The 18,283-nt window shown below is 63.2% G+C and carries 17 protein-coding genes and 1 pseudogene; 10 read left to right on the top strand and 8 right to left on the bottom strand.

All coding sequences use genetic code 11. The features are described 5' to 3' along the window. The first annotated feature begins 3 nt into the window (after positions 1–3). The 4 genes and pseudogenes from pgi to B2W22_RS24810 all read left to right on the top strand — a co-directional run. On the top strand, positions 4–1,680 hold the full coding sequence (gene pgi, locus B2W22_RS24825; RefSeq protein ID WP_286939947.1) for a glucose-6-phosphate isomerase: 1,677 nt from the start codon (positions 4–6) through the stop codon (positions 1,678–1,680). A gap of 237 nt (positions 1,681–1,917) precedes the next feature. Continuing rightward, positions 1,918–2,646 carry a Crp/Fnr family transcriptional regulator gene (locus B2W22_RS24820; protein WP_175125302.1) on the top strand — a complete coding sequence of 243 codons (729 nt, stop codon included), beginning with the start codon at positions 1,918–1,920 and terminating at the stop codon, positions 2,644–2,646. A gap of 20 nt (positions 2,647–2,666) precedes the next feature. After that, on the top strand, positions 2,667–3,383 hold the full coding sequence (locus B2W22_RS24815; protein ID WP_286939945.1) for a Crp/Fnr family transcriptional regulator: 717 nt from the start codon (positions 2,667–2,669) through the stop codon (positions 3,381–3,383). After that, positions 3,379–3,659: pseudogene (locus B2W22_RS24810) on the top strand (DDE-type integrase/transposase/recombinase); the annotation flags it as partial. The gene B2W22_RS24815 and the pseudogene B2W22_RS24810, both read left to right, overlap by 5 nt. 628 nt (positions 3,660–4,287) lie before the next feature. Here B2W22_RS24810 and B2W22_RS24805 read toward each other — a convergent pair. Next, complete coding sequence (locus B2W22_RS24805) at positions 4,288–6,888, bottom strand: P-loop NTPase (RefSeq protein WP_286939944.1); 2,601 nt, start codon at positions 6,886–6,888, stop codon at positions 4,288–4,290. Between the two features lie 7 nt (positions 6,889–6,895). Further along, the gene (locus tag B2W22_RS24800; protein WP_286939943.1) at positions 6,896–7,372 is read right to left on the bottom strand and encodes a hypothetical protein; all 477 of its coding nucleotides are present in this window, start codon (positions 7,370–7,372) and stop codon (positions 6,896–6,898) included. Between the two features lie 737 nt (positions 7,373–8,109). Between B2W22_RS24800 and B2W22_RS24795 the strand changes: the two genes are divergently transcribed. The 6 genes from B2W22_RS24795 (at position 8,110) to pdxK (ending at position 12,476) form a co-directional block, all read left to right on the top strand. Then, positions 8,110–9,072 (top strand): Bug family tripartite tricarboxylate transporter substrate binding protein, encoded by a 963-nt coding sequence (locus B2W22_RS24795; protein ID WP_175124394.1) that lies wholly within the window; start codon positions 8,110–8,112, stop codon positions 9,070–9,072. A 28-nt stretch (positions 9,073–9,100) separates the two neighbouring features. Next, complete coding sequence (locus B2W22_RS24790) at positions 9,101–9,745, top strand: glutathione S-transferase family protein (protein ID WP_056563896.1); 645 nt, start codon at positions 9,101–9,103, stop codon at positions 9,743–9,745. 10 nt (positions 9,746–9,755) lie between these two features. Continuing rightward, positions 9,756–10,538: an aldolase gene (locus B2W22_RS24785; RefSeq protein ID WP_286939940.1), complete on the top strand. Its 783-nt coding sequence runs from the start codon at positions 9,756–9,758 to the stop codon at positions 10,536–10,538. Positions 10,539–10,616: 78 nt separating this feature from the next. Continuing rightward, on the top strand, positions 10,617–11,171 hold the full coding sequence (locus B2W22_RS24780) for a helix-turn-helix domain-containing protein (RefSeq protein ID WP_056563890.1): 555 nt from the start codon (positions 10,617–10,619) through the stop codon (positions 11,169–11,171). Between the two features lie 44 nt (positions 11,172–11,215). Then, on the top strand, positions 11,216–11,581 hold the full coding sequence (locus B2W22_RS24775; RefSeq protein WP_056563887.1) for a cupin domain-containing protein: 366 nt from the start codon (positions 11,216–11,218) through the stop codon (positions 11,579–11,581). A 31-nt stretch (positions 11,582–11,612) separates the two neighbouring features. Further along, the gene (pdxK, locus tag B2W22_RS24770) at positions 11,613–12,476 is read left to right on the top strand and encodes a pyridoxine/pyridoxal/pyridoxamine kinase (RefSeq protein WP_056563884.1); all 864 of its coding nucleotides are present in this window, start codon (positions 11,613–11,615) and stop codon (positions 12,474–12,476) included. 32 nt (positions 12,477–12,508) lie between these two features. Here pdxK and cynS read toward each other — a convergent pair whose 3' ends face one another. From cynS to B2W22_RS24740, 6 genes are all read right to left on the bottom strand, one after another. Continuing rightward, positions 12,509–12,952, bottom strand: coding sequence for a cyanase (gene cynS / locus B2W22_RS24765; RefSeq protein WP_056566815.1), 444 nt, complete (start codon positions 12,950–12,952; stop codon positions 12,509–12,511). A 9-nt stretch (positions 12,953–12,961) separates the two neighbouring features. Beyond that, on the bottom strand, positions 12,962–13,756 hold the full coding sequence (locus B2W22_RS24760) for an ABC transporter ATP-binding protein (RefSeq protein ID WP_175124392.1): 795 nt from the start codon (positions 13,754–13,756) through the stop codon (positions 12,962–12,964). A 5-nt stretch (positions 13,757–13,761) separates the two neighbouring features. After that, on the bottom strand, positions 13,762–14,604 hold the full coding sequence (ntrB, locus tag B2W22_RS24755) for a nitrate ABC transporter permease (protein ID WP_175124391.1): 843 nt from the start codon (positions 14,602–14,604) through the stop codon (positions 13,762–13,764). Further along, positions 14,604–15,965, bottom strand: a complete 1,362-nt coding sequence (locus B2W22_RS24750; RefSeq protein WP_286939935.1) for a CmpA/NrtA family ABC transporter substrate-binding protein — start codon at positions 15,963–15,965, stop codon at positions 14,604–14,606. The genes ntrB and B2W22_RS24750 overlap by 1 nt, the downstream gene beginning before the upstream one ends. A gap of 132 nt (positions 15,966–16,097) precedes the next feature. Next, on the bottom strand, positions 16,098–16,736 hold the full coding sequence (locus B2W22_RS24745) for a response regulator (protein WP_056563872.1): 639 nt from the start codon (positions 16,734–16,736) through the stop codon (positions 16,098–16,100). Between the two features lie 13 nt (positions 16,737–16,749). After that, on the bottom strand, positions 16,750–17,892 hold the full coding sequence (locus B2W22_RS24740) for a sensor histidine kinase (RefSeq protein ID WP_175124389.1): 1,143 nt from the start codon (positions 17,890–17,892) through the stop codon (positions 16,750–16,752). Between the last annotated feature and the right edge of the window lie 391 nt (positions 17,893–18,283).

The raw sequence follows: 18,283 nt of genomic DNA, 5'->3' as shown, positions 1-18,283 counted from the left end.
GCAATGGTCAGACGAGCAACGGGCGGCCCGAGCGACGTGTCGCTCTCCCACACTTGGCAGACGCTGGCCGAGCACTTGGACGAAGTGCGCCCGCGGCACCTTCGAGACCTGTTCCAGCTTGACCCGGAGCGCGGGCAGCGCTTCAGCGAGGAAGCCGCCGGCTGGTACCTGGATTACTCCAAGAACCGGATCACCCGCAGGACGCTCGAGCTGTTGTTGCGCCTGGCCTGCACGAGCCGTCTGCCGGCGAAGATAGACGCCATGTTCAACGGCGATCCGGTCAATTCCAGCGAAGGCCGCGCGGCATTGCACGTCGCATTGCGCATGCCGGCCGATGCCAGCGTGCGGGTGGATGGCAGGGATGTGGTGCCTGACGTTCAGCGCGTATTGCGCCGCATGGAAAATTTCGCCGGCAAGGTGCGCAGCGGCACCTGGTTCGGCGGGACCGGCAAAAAGATCAGGAATATCGTGAACCTGGGCATAGGCGGCTCCGCGATCGGTGTAGGAATGGCCTGCGCGGCCCTACAGCACTACGGACGGCGGGACATGCAGTTCCGTTTCGTGTCCAATATGGACGGCGCCGACTTCTTTCTGGCAACACGTGATCTGGACCCGCGCGAAACGCTGTTCATCGTCTGCTCGAAAACCTTCCACACACCCGAAACCTTGCGAAACGCGGCCGCCGCGCGAGCCTGGTGCCTGGAAGACATCCAGGACGAGGGCGCGCTGCGGGCGCATTTCGTGGCGGTAACGGGCAATCGCGACGCCGCCATCGCGGCCGGTTTCGCGCCGGAGCATGTATTCGACGTCTGGGAATGGGTCAACGGCCGCTATTCATTGTGTTCCGCCATGGGCCTGGCGCTGCTGACCGCCATCGGGCCCGCCGCCTTCCGCGAGATGCTGGCCGGCTTCCACGACATGGACACCCATTTCCTGTCCGCGCCGATGAAACAGAATCTTCCCGTTCTGCTTGGTTTGATGGGCGTGTGGAACAACAACTTTCTCGGGGCGCGATCGGTTGCGATTCTGCCTTATGCCCACGATCTGAGACGATTCCCTTCCTATGTCCAGCAATTGATGATGGAAAGCAACGGCAAGTCCGTAACCCAAGACGGAGCCCCGGTCGGCAGCATAACCAGTCCGGTCTACTGGGGGGCCTGCGGGACCAATGGCCAGCATTCGTTCCATCAGTTGTTGCATCAGGGCACCCAGATCGTGCCCTGCGACTTCATCGGATTCCTTTCGCCGCTGCCGTCATCGGCGGGCGGCCATGAAGAACTGCTGGCGAACATGTACGCCCAGGCCCAGGCCCTGGCCTTCGGACGCCCTCTGGACGAGGGGGGCGGCCCTGGCGACGCGCAGGCTCGAGGGAAGCACCGGCAGGTGCAGGGGAACCGCCCCAGCAATACGCTCCTGGCCGCGAAGCTCACGCCCCGGTCATTGGGCGCGCTTGTCGCGCTCTATGAGCACAGCGCGTTCACTCAGGGCGTAATCTGGGACATCGACTCCTTCGATCAATGGGGCGTGGAGCTAGGCAAGACGCTAGCCGCGCATATCGCGCAAGCGCTTGGGGCCGGGCAGGCCCACGCACAGGGGCTGGACAGCTCCACGCGCGCGTTGGTGCAGAAATACCTGGATGCCAAGGCCGCCGGCGCTATGTGCGCCAGCGAACGGACTTGAGTCTGGGCTTCCCATAGCGTGACAGGGTCAGCGCAGGGATGGATTCCTGACCTGGCCGCGCCGGGCCGCGTAGCGGGGCCAGCGACCAATAGTGCGCTACTCTGGGCAGGACTCCGTTCGCCACCGCACATAGCGCGTGGCGATTGCCCCTGCCGAGTGGGCAAAGTGTGCCGGAGGATTTTCGGATTGCGGCCCCGGATAGGGCCGTTGCAACTGGGCTTGTTGGAGGGACTCTTCATGCCTGATTCACGCGATCCCCCCCAGAATCAACTATTGGCGGCGTTGCCCCTGCAGGAGATGGAACGATTGTTTCCGCTTCTGGAACGCGTCTCCCTGCCGTTGGGAAAAGCCTTGTACGAACCGGGCGGCCGAATGCGGCATGTCTGCTTCCCGATCGACTGCATTGTCTCGCTGCTGTGCGTCATGGAAGATGGCGCCTCCACCGAAATTGCCGTGGTCGGCAATGAAGGCATCGTTGGCATTTCCTTGTTCATGGGCGGAGAAACCACGCCCAGCCGCGCGATAGTCCAAAGCGCGGGGTCCGCCTATCAGTTGAAGGGTCAGGCGCTGAAAGACGAGTTCGACCGAGGTGGGGCCATGCAGCACCTGCTGCTTCGATACACCCAGGCGCTGCTCACGCAAATGGCCCAGACAGCGGTGTGCAACCGACATCATTCGCTGGACCAGCAGCTTTGCCGCTGGCTGCTGCTCAGCCTGGACCGACTGCAATCCGACGAACTCGCCATGACGCAGGAACTGATCGCCAACATGCTGGGTGTGCGGCGCGAAGGCGTCACCGAGGCGGCCGGCCACCTGCAGGAGGCCGGTCTGATCCGGTATCGCCGCGGCCATATCACCGTGTTGGATCGCGCAGCGCTGGAGGCGCGTGTCTGCGAATGCTATATGGTCGTGCGGCAGGAGTATCAGCGCCTGCTGAGTCAAACTGGCGGCGCGGTCCGCGCCTGAGATGGAACCAGGAGCAGAACTTGCCGCGCCCCGCGATCGCCGATGTTCCCAACCGCCTGCTCGCCGCGATGCCCAGCCGGGAGCGGCCCCGTTTGCTGGATCGCTTCGAGTCCGTTGACCTGGACTTCGGGCAATGCCTGCTTCAGCCCGGCGACCGCATCAACGACGTCTACTTTCCGCGCGGGAGCTATATTTCCCTGATTCTGCCGCAGAAGCACGGTGCTTCCCTGGAGGTGGGCCTGGTCGGCAATGAAGGAATGTGGAGCGTCGACGTTTCATTGGGCGCCGATACCTCGCAGTTGCGCGCCGTCGTGCAGGGCGCCGGGTCCGCCTTGCGCATGAAAGCGAATCTGTTCCGGCAGGAGTTGGACGCCAGTGCAGCGCTGCGCGGCCTGATCGGCCGCTATACCGTGGTAATCCTGCAGCAGCTCGCCCAGTCCGCGGTCTGCATGCATTCTCATTTCATCGAGGGCAGGCTTGCGCGCTGGTTGCTGATGACGCAAGACCGCGCGCATTCGGGCAGCTTTCACCTCACTCATGAATACCTGGCTTATATGCTGGGTGTGCGGCGGGTCGGCGTAACGGTGGCGGCCTCGGCCCTTCAGCACCGCAAGCTGATCGCGTATCGCCGCGGAAACATCGAGATCCTGAACAGGCCAGGCCTGGAGCAGGTGGCGTGCGATTGCTACGCCGCGGACCAGCTCAGCTACGGCCAACTCAGGAGCGGCCCCAACTGACAACCACCGCAATTGGGGCTTTGGTCTGTGCTTCCTGTATCTGTGCAATGTGCGAGGCTTCGGCTGGAACCATAAGCGCGTGTACCGGATCTATCGCGAACTCGAACTGAAATCCGCGTGTTCAAGGTGATCGACGACTTCAACCGCGAGGCACTGGGCATTGAGGTTGACTTCTCGTTGCCGTCCAAGCGCGTGATCCGCACGCTCAAGCAGATCATCGGCTGGCGGGGAAACCCCCTGGCCATTCGGTGCGATAACGGACCCGAATACCTCAGTTGGTTTTCTAGCCATAAAGTGCATCCAGGTTGAACATTTGTTCGAGAAGTTCATCCAGCTTGCCGTTCAGCTCGTGCGGCCAGGATTGATCGTTGGGGGGCGCTGCAGTCTCTACGGATCCTCAGATCAAATCTGGCGCAAGGTAGGTACGGACACAGGACACGACCATAACGCCTTGCGAGAAGGGGCAGACCTGCAGGAGGTCGCACTGTGTCGGTCGAATCGACCGAGGCGGCTGGTGGATAGCGGAATATGTCGCTGACCGGCCGCACCGCACTCAGCCTACAACGGCCGTCGCTTGAAGCACTTGCGATGGTCGTTCTTAGTCTGGAGCCCGCTACGGCGACAGACCGCTTCTGGCCGCGACCAGTCGTCGACGACTGGCAGATTTCGACCCATTCCCGCCATTCAGTTCCACAAGACTGGCATAACGGCTTCACGCGTTAACAGTCTTTTGGAACCTCGAAAACGCTGTGGGTCGTCCTAAATCGCCCACATTCAAATTCGATTCTGGCCGGCGTCTTTACGTTGTTTCGGGACCCTTGCAGCTACAGCTTTTGCTATTGAGCAATTACCAGGGAAAGCGGACGCAGCTTTGGCTGCCGAAGGGCTAATCACCGATCTCACCTCATTCCTGAGGCTTCTTTCTCACATACTTCATCCCGAGGCCGGCCTTATAAAGCTGTCGCGCCCGCAGTTCGCCAGGATACCCCGCTCGAGGTTCGAACATTCCGATCTTCTGCATACTGGTCAGGGAGCGCCGCACCACATCCACCGGAATGTTTGTCCGCTTTGCAAGCGTCTCAATAATTTCCTCGATGGAAAATGGCGTCTGAAGCCCGTCGAAGGCGGCAATCAACCGGTTTACAGCTGATCTGTTTTCGTCGATGTTGGACTCGATGTTAAGGAATGAATACAGTTCGGTCCTGACATCACTGATGAAGGACTTAGAGGCCTGGTCGTAGGCGAGCAGGACACTTTTGCTGGAGAGCCGATTGTCGACCAGGTCGGCCCCTTCACCTGCATTGTCCGCCAGTGTTCGCAGGAACCCGTCGAACAACCGGGGATAAAACGCCGAGTCAGTGCCCGCATCTCCGCCCGCGTCCGAGAAGTAGGACGCAAAGAAGGTCGTGGTTTTCAGGCGATTGCGTTCTAACCCTGCGGGAAAGATGTCCAGCAGTAAAGACTCCGAATCATCGTCTGGCAAGGCGCCGTGCGAGATGCTATCGGCCTTGTCGTCTATACGTTTGCAAACGTCGGCGAAGTGTTGCTGGAACCAGGGCAGACTCACAATCCGCGCGAGAGCGAAGTTAAGAATGGTGGTCTTGTTCCAATGAAGATAGAGCGCAGAACCTTCAATTTGCTGTTCGACGTTCTCAGCAGCCCCCGTTGCAAGGTCGGTGCGCAACAGCAGCCGTATCGTGAGCAGTTTTGAATAAGTCCTATCGAACTGGACTGCCGCGAGAAAACGGAACAGAGCTTCGACGAAGGATCGGAGGTCGCTCGCAGGAACTGCCGTTTCAACACCATCGATCACGAACACGCGCTTTTCTGAACGGTTGGCGAAAGTCTGCGGGTCGAGTCGAACGACCCTGTTGGGATGCACGGCGAGTTGTTCGATCTGCTCCTGAAGAGCGGCTTCGAAGATCCCTTCACCCCTCGTGCTCGACGTCGACAGCGCGACGCTCAGCAAAAACCACCAGAATTTTTCAAAGTCTCGGTTACATGCGGCCAGTGCGGACTGGAAAACGCGGTTTGCGCTGGGTAACCCGCCGGCCCGCGAGTCGTTCGCGACAAGCAGCGGTTCAGCCAGATTGCGCCGAACGAGCTCGGACAACAGTCTGGTCTTCCCCGTCCCCTTTCGGCCAAAAACATATGTATACGGACTGTCTGAGCTGAACAACTTGGCCAATCCCGGCGTCAGAATGAACTTTCCATCATCAGTTGAGCCGCTGCTCGTCAGGGTACCTACCGGCATCGCTACGGCAGGATTACCGCTCAGGCCAAGCACGGAGCGTAATTGGCCGATGGCTTCTCGGCTGGCGGTCGACATGTCACGCGGATTCGGCTGCTGCCCGTCGACGAAACTCTGGTCGTGCCTCCAGAACACCCAGTAAGGATCCAAATCCTGGGGATCGATCGCATCCCCGGTCTGCATCGCCTCTGCGACCTTGCCAAGTAGCCCTTCGATGAAGCGTGCGCTCTGGCTACGGGTGTCCTTTGCGGTCTTCTTGGGATCGAGCGAAAAGCTGACAAAAGCTCCCGGAGATTCCGGATCATGTGCCAACAAGGTATCGAGCAGTCGTGAATCGAGGATATGCCGTGCCATGCCGTCTGGACGGACAAAAATCACGGCCGACCCGGGCCACGCCTCCATGATGGGCAAAACGGAGGGGGCAAGCCCGGTTCGATGATCAAAAAGCACGATGTCATAGAGTGGCGAACCATTTTCGCCTCCTGCCTCGACCTGTTGTCGGAGAGCGGCCACTGCGAGTTCCAACACTGACGCATCCATCGACGTGTTCAGCAGAAAAGCAGCGAAGTCCATATCGAAGCGAGCTGCAACGGGCCGCGCGGACACAAGGTCAACGTACCCCGTGACCGATGCGCCAACGTACGTGCGCGATAGTGGCGTCAGCGAAGTGCCTGGTGTCGCCAAGCCCATCAGGGTTGCTCCGATGTCGGAAGCCCCAACACCAAACATCGCATCAAGCGAGGGGGCTTCAATGTCGGCATCCACAGTGAGCACACGATAGCCTGCGTCGGCCAGCACCTTGGCCAGCGCTACCAGCACCGTCGACCGCCCCTGACCTCCCTTGTATCCGTAAAAATGAACCGCTTTCGCAGGGCGTTGGCGGGAGGGAGATTTGGTGGCCATATCTTGCTGATCCGCCAGAACGGCGGACGATGCCAAGCCCGTTCTGTTGCCAGGAGCGAACGCACTTAGCCAGCTAGTTCCGGCTCCGCCCGGAACCAGAAAGCGGAACTGCTCCTGACGTTCCCTTTCCGTGAGCAGTGCCAATTCGATCATTGGACTAGCGGCAACCGATTCGACGTCATCCGCTGGGATGTTGACCGTCCCACAAAACGCGGCGAGCCGGGCATCGTTGGTCATACCCTCGAACGAACTGTCGACACACAGGATATACAGCGTCGGATGCACGTATTCGACCTCAACCCTGATGCCGGCGATCTGTGCAATGGACTCAATGAATTCAGATATCGTCATGACTGGATCAGAGTGGTTTTTGGAACTTCATTGCAAGGTAGGACCGCGTGCTGCACACGAGATCGGCGAGTGTTTTCATCTGCTCATGAGTCGTCGATGGGGCAGGCCAGCCGTCGGAGACGAGCCGCGTATAACGAATGTGGGGATAGGATTCCGCAGGGGCAAACTGCGCAACGCCGTCCCTGCCTTGCACGCTGATCGCCTTCAGTGCATTACTCAACTGCGCTGAGAACGCATTGAGCCGGACCTTGCAGTCCCGTTGACCGCCTACAGCGAAGCGCTGCGCGAAGACGTTAAGTGCGCGCGGGATGTTGTGGCCGGGCAGCCCAGTTGCCTGTTTAAGGACAAGTTCAATTGCGACCATGCCGCAATAAGCTCTGAGCGTGTCGTCAGCGCTTGAGGCTGCGGCGGCGACGAAGGCGCGGATGTTCGTTGTATGTTGGCTCAATTGTTGTTTAGAGTTCGTTTTCTTGAGCGGCAGCACCGCCGGACTAAGTACTTCATATGATACCAACAGGGGCCACGACCACCCAGGGATAGAACGAGCACTTGGGCAACTACTACGACGGGCAGGGGAGCCGGGAGGTCGGTGCGAAGCTATATTGCGCGCAACTTCTTTCGGGGGATGCCGGTTTTCGGGGACAGCCGCGAACTTGACATACGGGATTGCAGATACGCATGGCGGAAAAACGTCAGCAAACGTCGATGGCTTGATCACAGTTTTCATGCCGTGGATGACTGCTTGTTGAACGGAGTGGCCTTAATGCACGTGTGAGCTTGAGAATAGACGAACGTCTCTTTATGGCCGGAAGCGGCCACTGACCACAGGGCCCCCGGGCCGTCTATACAACGCACGGCTTTCTTCTTTTACAGCTCCCAACCTATAGCAGGAGTGCTCGAAACGCCCGTGTCTCTTCCCCAATGCCCGTACGGGCATGCCCTAAATCTGCCGGCTTGGATTGTCGCGCTAGTTCAATCGCGTTTATTGCAAAGTTCGCCTTTCTTCAGCCTGCAGGCCGTCCATCCGCGAAGAATAAGAGAGATGGCCGCGAAATAGCCGGTGATGCCCATCAAAGCCGAAACGCGAACTTCAACAAAAAAGGGCGAACTCTATTCCTGCTGCTCAAGGATTTCCCTAATCAAATTCCTCTTGCGGAAAATCAATGCTCTATAGGACACTTTGTGTCATAGCGCCGCGACGGCGCACACAAGGGGAATGGCATGAAGGTCTTGAGCTTGGTAGCCGCGCTGGCGATAACCGCAGGTATGTCAGGAGGCGCGCAGGCCGCATTTCCTGACCGGCCGATCCGGCTGGTGGTGCCGTTTGGCGCTGGCGGCATCACGGATATCGTCGCCCGGCAGGTGGGCAAGGGAATGGGGGACGTGTTGGGGCAGGGGATCGTGATCGAGAACCGGCCCGGCGCGGGTGGCGTGATCGCGGCGCAGGTGGCGGCCGCGGCGCCGGCCGATGGCTACACGATCTTCATGGGGACGGTGGGCACGCAGGTCGTGAATCCGCTGATCTACGCCAAGCTCAGCTACGACGCGGACAAGTTTTCGCCGGTGGGCATGGTGTCCGGGTCGCCGTATCTACTGGCCGTGCGGGCGGGCGTGCCCGCCGCGTCGTTTGCTGAGTTCGTCAAATACGCCAAGGCCAATCCGGCCAAGCTGAATTTCGGTTCGGCAGGAAACGCCAGTTCGCCGCACCTTGGATTGGAATTGCTGAAGCTGACGGCTGGCGTCGATATCGTCCACGTGCCGTTCAAGAGCGGCAGCGAGGCGGTGAACGCGGCGATCGGCGAGCAGGTGGATGTGGTGATGGACGCCAGTCCGGTCATCATGCCCCATGTGGCGTCGGGCAAATTGCGCGCGTTGGCAGTGGCGTCCGACAAGCGGCTGCCGTCTGCTCCGGCCGTGCCCGCCAGCACCGAGGCGGGCGATGCGGGCCTGCAAATCAGTTCGTGGAACGCGTTCTTTGCGCCGGCGGGCACGCCGCCCGAGGTCATGGCCGCACTGAACGCGGCGTTGCAGAAAACACTCGCGTCGCCAGAGCTGAAGGAAAAGCTGGCGGCACAGGGTACGCAGCTTTATACGGGCACGCCCGACGAGTACCAGCGCTTCATCGGCGGCGAAAAGAGCAAGTGGGCCGAGATCGTGAAGCGCGCCAACATCAGAATGGATTAGCAACCGCGCACATGAAATGGAGCCACGCATGAATATTCGGGTAACGCACCCGCTGGCGGGCAAGCCGCTGGAGCTGGCGGATACGCTGCGATCGGGCAATGCCTGGAAGATCCGGCTGGCCTGCGGGCTGATGGGCCTGCCGGTCAAGCGGCAAACGTTCGACATCGTCCAGGGCGACCTGGAAACCGACGCCTTCGCGCGCATCAACCCATGGCGGCAGGTGCCCGCGCTGCTGACGCCAGAGGGACAATGGCTGGCGGAATCGCAGGCCATTCTCTGGTATCTGGGCATGGGCACGCCTTGGCTGCCGGAAGACCGGCTGGCGCAGGCGCAGGTGTCGAGCTGGCTGAGCTTCGAGCAGACCCAGCACATGCACGCCTTCGCGCAGCCGCGCCTGTTGATCCATCTACGCCAAACGGCGAAGGCGGACGACCCGGCGATGGTGGCGTGGCGCGCTGCCGGCATGAAGGCCGCCGCGCTGATGGACGCGCATTTGGCGGGCCGCGACTACTTGGTGGGTACCGCGCCGACCATCGCGGATATCGCGCTGTACCCTTACACGAGCATGGCGGGCGAGGGCGGTTACGACCTGTCCGGCTTTGCGCACATCACTGCCTGGCTGGCGCGCATGCGCAGTCTGCCGGGATTTACGCCGTTGATCGAAACGGCATGACGGAGACATGATGGCCGATACGATGCACCTGGGAAAGGATGAACTGATCGCGCGTGCGCAGGCTGAGATGCAGCGCCAGTTCGAGACCCCACAATGGACGCTGCGCGAGCGGCTGGCGTTGACCTGCCGCATTCTGTTCGACGGCGGGCATGATTCTGGCCTGGCGGGCCAGATCACCGCGCGCGCGCCCGAACCCAACCGATATTTCACGCAGCGCCTGGGCCTGGGCTTCGACGAGATCACGGCAAGCAATCTGCTGCTGGTCGACGAGGACCTGGTGGTGCAGGAAGGCGGCGGCATGCCCAATCCGGCGAACCGCTTCCATTCCTGGATCTACCGCGCGCGTCCCGACGTGAACTGCATCATCCACACGCATCCGCTGCATGTGGCGTCGTTGTCGATGCTGGAGGTCCCGCTGGAGGTCTCGCACATGGACAACTGTCCGCTTTACGGCGACGTGGCCTTTCTGAAGGACTGGCCCGGCGTGCCGGTGGGCAACGAGGAAGGCGTGATCATTTCCAAAGCGCTGGGCGACAAGCGCGCCATCCTGTTGTCGCACCACGGCATGCTGATCGCGGCCGGGTCGGTGGAAGAGGCCTGCGTGCTGGCGCTGCAGTTCGAGCGCGCGGCGCGCATGCAGTTGCTGGCGATGGCCGCCGGCATGATCCAGCCGATTCCGCCCGAACTGGGACACGAGGCGCACGACTGGATCCTGACGCCGAAGCGGTCGCAGGTGGGCTTTTCGTACTACGCGCGCCGGGCGCTGCGGACGCACGCCAATGTGCTGAGCTGACGCGCATGGGGCGGGGGCGCTCGACGGAAGCGCCCGTTTCGGGCATTCTTACCGGTTGTATTTGCGCCTTTCCGCCCCATGATCGACCTGCCGCACCGCCTACGCACCTTGCGCCGCCAGCAAAGCTTGTCCCTGGAACAGCTTGCGCAGCGCACGGGACTGACCAAGAGCTATCTCTCCAAGCTGGAGCGGGGCCTGAGCGAGCCCTCCATCTCGACGGTGCTGCGCCTGGCCGAGGCCTATGGCGTGGGCGTGTCGCAACTGGTCGGCGCCGACGACGCCGCGCAGGACGAGGTGGTAAGCGTGGTGCGCGTGGCTGACCGCGAGGCCCTGCAGCGGCGCGGGCTGGGCAGCGAATATCATTACGAGTCGTTGGCCGGCCGCCGCAAGGTCAAGGCGATGGAGCCGTTCGTGGTGCATCCGCCGCGCGAGTTTCCGGACGCCGCCGCGGTCTTTCCGCACCCGGGCGAGGAATTCCTGCTGGTGCTCAAGGGCGCCATCGAGGTCCACGTGGGCGAACGCCAGTTCCGCCTGGAAACCGGCGACTCCGTTTATTTCGACTCCGAATTGCCGCACCGCATGCGCACCGTCAGCCGCGCCATGGCCGAAGTGCTGGTGGTGGCGGCGCACTGAGCGAGCGGCGTATCGAATTGCTTTTGGAAGACACAGGAACCCCGATGAAAAACGATCAATCGCGGCTCGTCCGCATCGACGCCGGCCCCATGAAAAACCCCGTGCCCGGCAAGCCGCGCCGTCCGCTGTCGGGCGATGCGGCCTTTCGCACCGTGACCGCCTTTGAAGGCAACGCGGGCAAGGCAGAGGCCGGCGTGTGGGAAAGCACGGCTGGCTCCTTCCAGTCCAACACCACGGGCTACATCGAATTTGGCTACATCGTCGAAGGCGCGGCGCGCCTCGTGGACCCGGACGGCACGGTGCATGAACTGACGGTGGGCGAGGCCTTCGTCATGCCCGAAGGCTATACGGGCCGCTGGGAAGTGGACCAGTTCGTCAAGAAGATCTATTTCATTACTCGGATGGCCTGAAGCCTTCGGCCCATACCCAGGAGCAATCCTCATGACCGCAACTACCGCTGCCCCCGCCCCAGGCGCAGCGCTGCCCGCCCGCACCGCGCAGGTGGATGTCGTCTCGATTCAATCCCAAGTTGTCTATGGCTATGTGGGCAACAATGCCGCGATGCCGGTGTTCCGCAAGGCGGGACTGCGCGCGATCGCGCTGCCGACCGTCATCCTGAGCAACACGCCGCACTATCCGACGCTGCATGGCGGGGCGGTGCCGCTGGACTGGTTCGAGGGCTTGCTGCAGGGATTGGACGAACGGCGCGTAAGCCAGGTGGCGCGCGCGGTGGTCTGCGGATATCTGGGGCAGCCGGGGCAGGCGAACCTGCTGGCGCAATGGCTGTCGGCCGTGCGGGCATCGCGTCCGGAACTGCGGGTGTTCATCGATCCCGTGATGGGCGACCGCAATGACGGGCTCTACGTGAACGAAGGGCTGGTCGCGCAGTACCGGGATCTGCTGGTGCCGTTGGCCGAGGGCATGACGCCCAATCATTTCGAACTGGAATTGCTGGTCGGGCGGCCGCTGTCGTCGGTGGATGAAGTCGTGGCCGCGGCGCGCGAGCTCATCGCGCGCGGGCCGCAATGGATCGTCGCGACCAGCGCCGCGCCGATGGCCGCCGCGCCCGGCACGCTGCAACTGGTGGCCGTGACGCGCGACGACGCCACCGTGGTGACGCACCCGGAGATCGCGATTCCGCCGTCGGTACACGGCACGGGCGACGTGTTCATGGCGGGCGTCGCGTCGCGGCTGCTGAACGGGAAGGACCTCATCGAGGCGGTGCGCGAAGCGGCGGCCCAGGTCACGGTGACGCTGGAGCGCACCCGTGAACTGGGCTGGGAAGAGCTGGCCGCCGAAGGCTAGCCAAGGGCGGGACGCGTCCCGCCTTACCCGCATCAGTACGTCTTGTACGGCAGGAACTTGCCGCTCATCACGATCTGCACGCGGTCGCCCTTGGGGTCGGCCTCGCGCGACAGGTCCATCTTGAAGTCGATGGCGCTCATGATGCCGTCGCCGAACTCTTCATTGATGAGCGCCTTGAAGGTGGTGCCGTAGACGTTGATCAGTTCATAGAAGCGGTAGATCAGCGGATCGGTCGGAACCGTGGACGGCAGCGAGCCCTTGTAGGGCACGACCTGAAGCTGCACGACGGCGTCCGCCGGCAAATCCAGCACGCGGGCAGCGGCCAGCGCCTGCTCCTCGGTCATGGTCATCTGGCCCAGCAGCGCGGCGGTGGTCCATTCCTTGCTCTGGCCGACGGCTTCGGCGATGGCGCCCCACGAGAGCTTTTTTTCCAGCTTGCGGGTGACGACGAGTTCGGTGACTTCAGCGCGGGACATCATGGTGATTCACTCCTTGTGGATGGCCTTGTCGACCAGGAAGTCGACGAGATGGTTGCGGATGTCGTAATAACGAGGTTCGTGATGCAGGCTTGCGCGCGTGCGGTCGCGCGGCAGGTCCACAGTGACGGATTCGGCGATGCGGGCGTACGGGCCCGCGCTCATGAGCAGGATGCGGTCGGACAGCAGGATGGCTTCGTCCACATCGTGCGTGATCATGAAGACGGTCTGGCGGGTTTCCTGGACGATTGCGCGCAGCTCATCCTGGATGGCGCCGCGCGTCAGCGCGTCAAGCGCGCCAAAGGGTTCGTCCAGCAGCAGCATCTTGGGCTGGATGGCAAAGGCGCGGGCGATGCCGACGCGCTGTTTCATGCCGCCGGACAGTTCGCAGGGCTTCTTGCCGGCCGCGTGGCCCAGCCCGACCATGTCCAGGTAGCGCTGGCTGTGCACGCGCACCTGTTCGCGGCTGTAGGCCGGCCAGCGCGAGCGCACGCCGAATTCCACGTTCTGCAGCGCCGTCAGCCACGGCAGCAGCGCGTGCGCCTGGAACACGACGCCACGCTCCAGCGACGGCCCCGCGATCTGGCGGCCGTCCATGATGACGATGCCTTCATTGCTGTCGTCGATGCCGGCCAGCACGTTCAGGATGGTGGTCTTGCCGCAGCCGGAGTGGCCGATGACGCAGACGAACTGGCCTTTGTCGATCTGGAAATCGATGTTCTCGAACACGGGCGGCTGCGGACGGCCATCGCGTCCGGCGTAACGCTTGCCCAGCCCTTGGACCTGCAGGAAAGATTGGCTCATGCGCGTTACTCCCGATAGCTCACCAGCCGGGCGGCGCGCGCCAGCAGGTTGTCCAGCAGCATGCCGATCAGGCCGATGAAGAAGATCGCGCAAATGATGTTGGAGATGGACAGGTTGTTCCACTCGTTCCAGACGAAGTAGCCGATGCCCGTGCCGCCGATCAGCATTTCAGCAGCGACGATCACCAGCCATGCGATGCCGACCGAGATGCGCATGCCGGTCATGATGGTGGGCGCGGCGGCGGGCAGGATGACCTGCAGCGCCGTGCGCAGCCGCGACACTTCCAGCGTGCGCGCCACGTTCAGCCAGTCCTGCCGCACGGCGCCCACGCCAAACGCCGTGTTCACCAGCATGGGCCATAGCGAGCAGATGAAGATCACGAAGACGGCGGAGGTGTTGGCGTCCTTGATCGTGTAGAGCGCCAGCGGCATCCACGCCAGCGGCGAGATCGGCTTGAGCACCTGGATGAAGGGGTCGAACGCACGGTACACCGTCCGGGACATGCCGATCAGGAATCCCAGTGGGATCGCGACCAGCGCGGCCAGACCGAAGCCAGTCAGCACCCGCGCGACGGAGTAACCCAGCTGGATGCCGATCCCCTTGTCGTTCGGCCCTCGGTCGTAGAAGGGATCCTTCAGGTGCTGCCACAACTGCGCGCCGACCTCGGCAGGACCGGGAAACGGCGTCTTGGACCCGCTGGCCGCGGCATTGCCGACCAGCGCGGCGTAGGCCGGATCCACCGTCGCCTCGCCCGCATCGGGGCGGGTGGCGGCGTGCCACAGCAGCAGAAACGCCAGGAACAGGGCGACGGACAGGAACGTGGCCCGCCAGTGTTGCACGGACCCCATCAGGTCCTCCGGATCTTGAAGCTGGCGAGGTAGGCCTCGGGCTGGCTGGGATCGAAGGGCTTGCCCATGACGCTGAAGGTCTTGCCGGTTTCCGCGGGCGGGGTCAGCCCGGCTTCGCGCATCAGGCGCACGGCATCGGTGGCCAGGAAGACGTCGCTGGCGATCTTCTGATAATCGACGTCACCCTTGACCTGGCCCCAGCGCTTCATCTGCGTCAGGATCCACACGGCGAACGACTGCCACGGCATGGGATCGAAGTCGATGCGGTTGGGATCGGTGATCACCTTGCCCAGGCCGTCTGCGTAGGTGCCGGTCAGCACCTGTTCGACCACCGTGACGGGCTGGTTCAGGTAGTTGGGGGCGGCGATGGCGGTGGCGATTTCCTTGCGGTTGGCGGGATTGCGGGCGTAGGAGGTGGCCTCGATGATGGCTTTCAGCAGGGCCTGATAGGTGTTGGGCATGGTGGTGACGAACTCCTTGCTGGCGGAGAACGCGCAGCAAGGGTGGCCGTCCCAGATGGCCTTGGACAGGGTGTGGATGAAACCGACGCCGTCGTACACGGCGCGCTGGTTGACGGGATCGGGCGCCAGGAAGCCGTCGATGTTGTCGGCGCGCAGGTTGGCCACCATTTCGGGCGGCGGCACGGAACGGATCTGCACGTCGGTGTCGGGATCCAGGCCGTGTTCAGCCAGGTAGTAGCGCAACAGGTAGTTGTGCATGGAGTAGTCGAAGGGGACGGCGAACTTGAAGCCTTTCCAGTCCTTCGGGTCGCGCCGGTCCTTGTGCTTCATGGACAGCGTGATGGCCTGGCCGTTGATGTTTTCGACGGCGGGCATGGTCCACGGCACAGCGCGGCTTGCGCCGACACCCATCGAGATGGCAAGCGGCATGGGCGACAGCATGTGCGCGGCGTCGTACTCACCGGACATGGCTTTGTCGCGGATGAGCGCCCAGCCGGCGGTCTTGACGACTTCGACGTCCAGGCCCTGCTTGCCGTAGAAGCCCATGGGGTGCGCCATGATGATGGGCGTGGCGCAGGTGATGGGGATGAAGCCGACCTTGAGTTTCTGCTTCTCCAGCGGGCCGGCGGTCTGCGCGAAAGCTTCCTTGGCGGCGGCCAGCGGAAAGATCGACGCAATGGCTGCCATGGCGGTGCCGCTGCCGACGGCGCGCAGGAAGCGCCGGCGCAGCGCATCCTGGGGGAACAGGGCGCGCATGACGGCCTGCTCGACGGCACTGGCGGCGGTGTCGCCAGTCAGACCGGCTTGCGCGGCGCGTTCGTGTTCGGCCTGCGAGGCGTGGCGGCCGCAGCCGCAGGCAAGGCGGCTGTTGGCGTCGAACGGATTGCTGAAGAGGGACATGGTGGCTCCTTCGATCGGGAATGGAGCCATCATGGGGCTGCGTGGCGGCAGCCGGTATCGCCGGTTCAACGATACGCGTGTAGGGGACTTACTACGTGGTGCGCGCGATGCGCCGCGGTAGTGCGTGCGCGCTCAGATCGCACCCAACTGGTGCGTGTTGGCGTAGGAGACCAGTTCCACCAGCGTGCGGACGTTGAGCTTTTCGAAGATGCGGCTGCGGTAGGTGGAGATGGTGTTGACGGACAGCGCCAGCTGTTCACCGATGGCCGAGACGGAGCGGCCGGCAACGAGCAGTTGCAGGACCTGGAATTCGCGGTTGGACAGAAGTTCGTGCGGTGGGCGGGAGCTGTCCTGGCGCACGGTGTGGGCGAGCAGTTCGGCGACGGTGGGCGTGACGTACATCTTGCCGGCGGCGGCGTTGGTCAGCGCGGCCAGCAGTTCTTCGGGTTCGCAACCTTTGTTGAGGTAGGCGTGCGCGCCGGCGCGCAGGGCGCGGACCGCAAACTGGGATTCGGGGTAGACGGACAGCATGACGACGCCGAGTCCGGGGTGGTCGGCGCGCACGCTTTTCAACACGTCCAGGCCGTCGCGTTCGCCGAGGGCGACGTCCAGGACGATGGCGTCGTAATGCGCCTGGCGCAGGGCGCGCAGAGCGGCGGGGCCGTCGGCGGCTTCATGCACGAGGGCGACGCGCGGGTCTTCTTCAAGAATGCGAGCGAGGCCTCGGCGGATGATGAGGTGGTCGTCGACGATGAGCAGGTTCAGGGGCATGGCAGGGTTTCCTTCATGCGGCCAGCGGGTTCAGGCGCAGGCGGGCGCGCATGCCGGCGCCGGGGGCACTGTCCAGCGCAAGGTCGCCGCCGATGGCGCGGGCGCGCTCCCGCATGCCCAGGATGCCGAAGGTGTGGCGGTCTTCGGGCAACTGCATGCCGACGCCGTCGTCTTCGACGGTGAGGACAAGGCCGTCGGCGCCCCAGGCGGCGCTGACGCTGACGCTGCGGGCGCGGGCGTGACGCTGCACGTTGGTGAGCAGTTCCTGGACGATGCGGTAGATGGCGATTTCAGCGTTGCGGTCGAGGCGCAGGCTTTCGGTGTCGGGGGGGCAGAGGTAACGGCATTGGAGGCCGCTGCGGGTTTGCAGGTCTTGCAGCAGGGCTTCGAGGGCGGCCCAGAGGCCAAGATGGTCAAGGACGACGGGGCGCAGGTCGTTGAGGATGCGGCGGGTGGCGCCCATGGCGGTCTGGGTGACTTCGAGCATGCGGTCGAGGTGCGTCTGCAGGGCGGGGGTGGCGCTTAGCTGGCGGCGCAACCAGTTCAGATCCAATTGCAGAGCGGTGAAGGAGGCGCCGAGGTCGTCGTGGATGTTTCGGGCGATGTGGGCGCGTTCTTCTTCGCGCAGGGTGCTCAGGTGGGAAGACAGGCGGCGCAGGGATTCGTGGGCGGCGCTGAGTTCAGCGGTGCGTTCGCCGACGCGGCGTTCTAGCAGGGCCTGGGTGTTTTGAAGCTCACGTTCGATGCCTTTGCGGGCGGTGATGTCGGAGAAGGTGACGACGGCGCCTACGACGTCGTGGTCGTTGCGGATGGGGTACGAGGCGTATTGAGCGTCGAAGCACGTGCCATCGCGGCGCCAGAGCACTTCGTCGTCGGCGCGTTCGCCTCGGCCGTCGCGGAAGGCTTTGAAGATGCGGCAGTCGTGGACCGGCATGAGGGTGCGGTCGGCGTGGGAGTGGTGGATGAGGTAGTGCATGTTGCGGCCGACGAGCTCATCGGGGGTGTAGCCGAGCATGTCGGCGCCGGCGCTGTTGATGAAGATGCATCTGCCGCGCAGGTCGATGCCGTAGATGCCTTCGCCGGCGGATTCCAGCAGCATTTCAAGCTGACGGCGCCAGGCGGCGTGGTGCGAGAGGTGCTTCAGGTCGGCGAACATGAATGGCCTGGTGCTTGTTGAATCTGCCGGGGAGTTGCCCCGGATCCCCTTGGTGCGCGGGTTTTTGGTTGCGCTTTTGCGCGGAGTTTACGGGACCGGATGGGAGTTGCGGGGGGAGTGAGGGAAATCCCTTCGTCGGTATCGGCCGGGTGTGGTGCGGCTTCGGTGCGGGTTCTTGAGAAGGCAGGTGGGGCGCGGGGCGAGTTTTTGAGACGGTCCGTGTGGGATCGGTGCGGGTTCTTAAGACGCCCGGCACGGCGGTGGCCTGGGTGCGCGGGGCTACGATTGCGGTCCGGAGCCTTCGCTCCGGACTTCGCGTTCGTCATCTTCGTCCGCCTTCGGCTCCCTTCAGATTCCCTCGTGCTGATCGACGCGCCCCGCACCCCGCGCC

The sequence above is a fragment of the Achromobacter sp. UBA4530 genome, assembly GCF_002388205.1.
Taxonomy (GTDB): Bacteria; Pseudomonadota; Gammaproteobacteria; order Burkholderiales; family Burkholderiaceae_B; genus Achromobacter; species Achromobacter animicus.
This window is presented reverse-complemented; position numbering and strand designations above follow the sequence as displayed.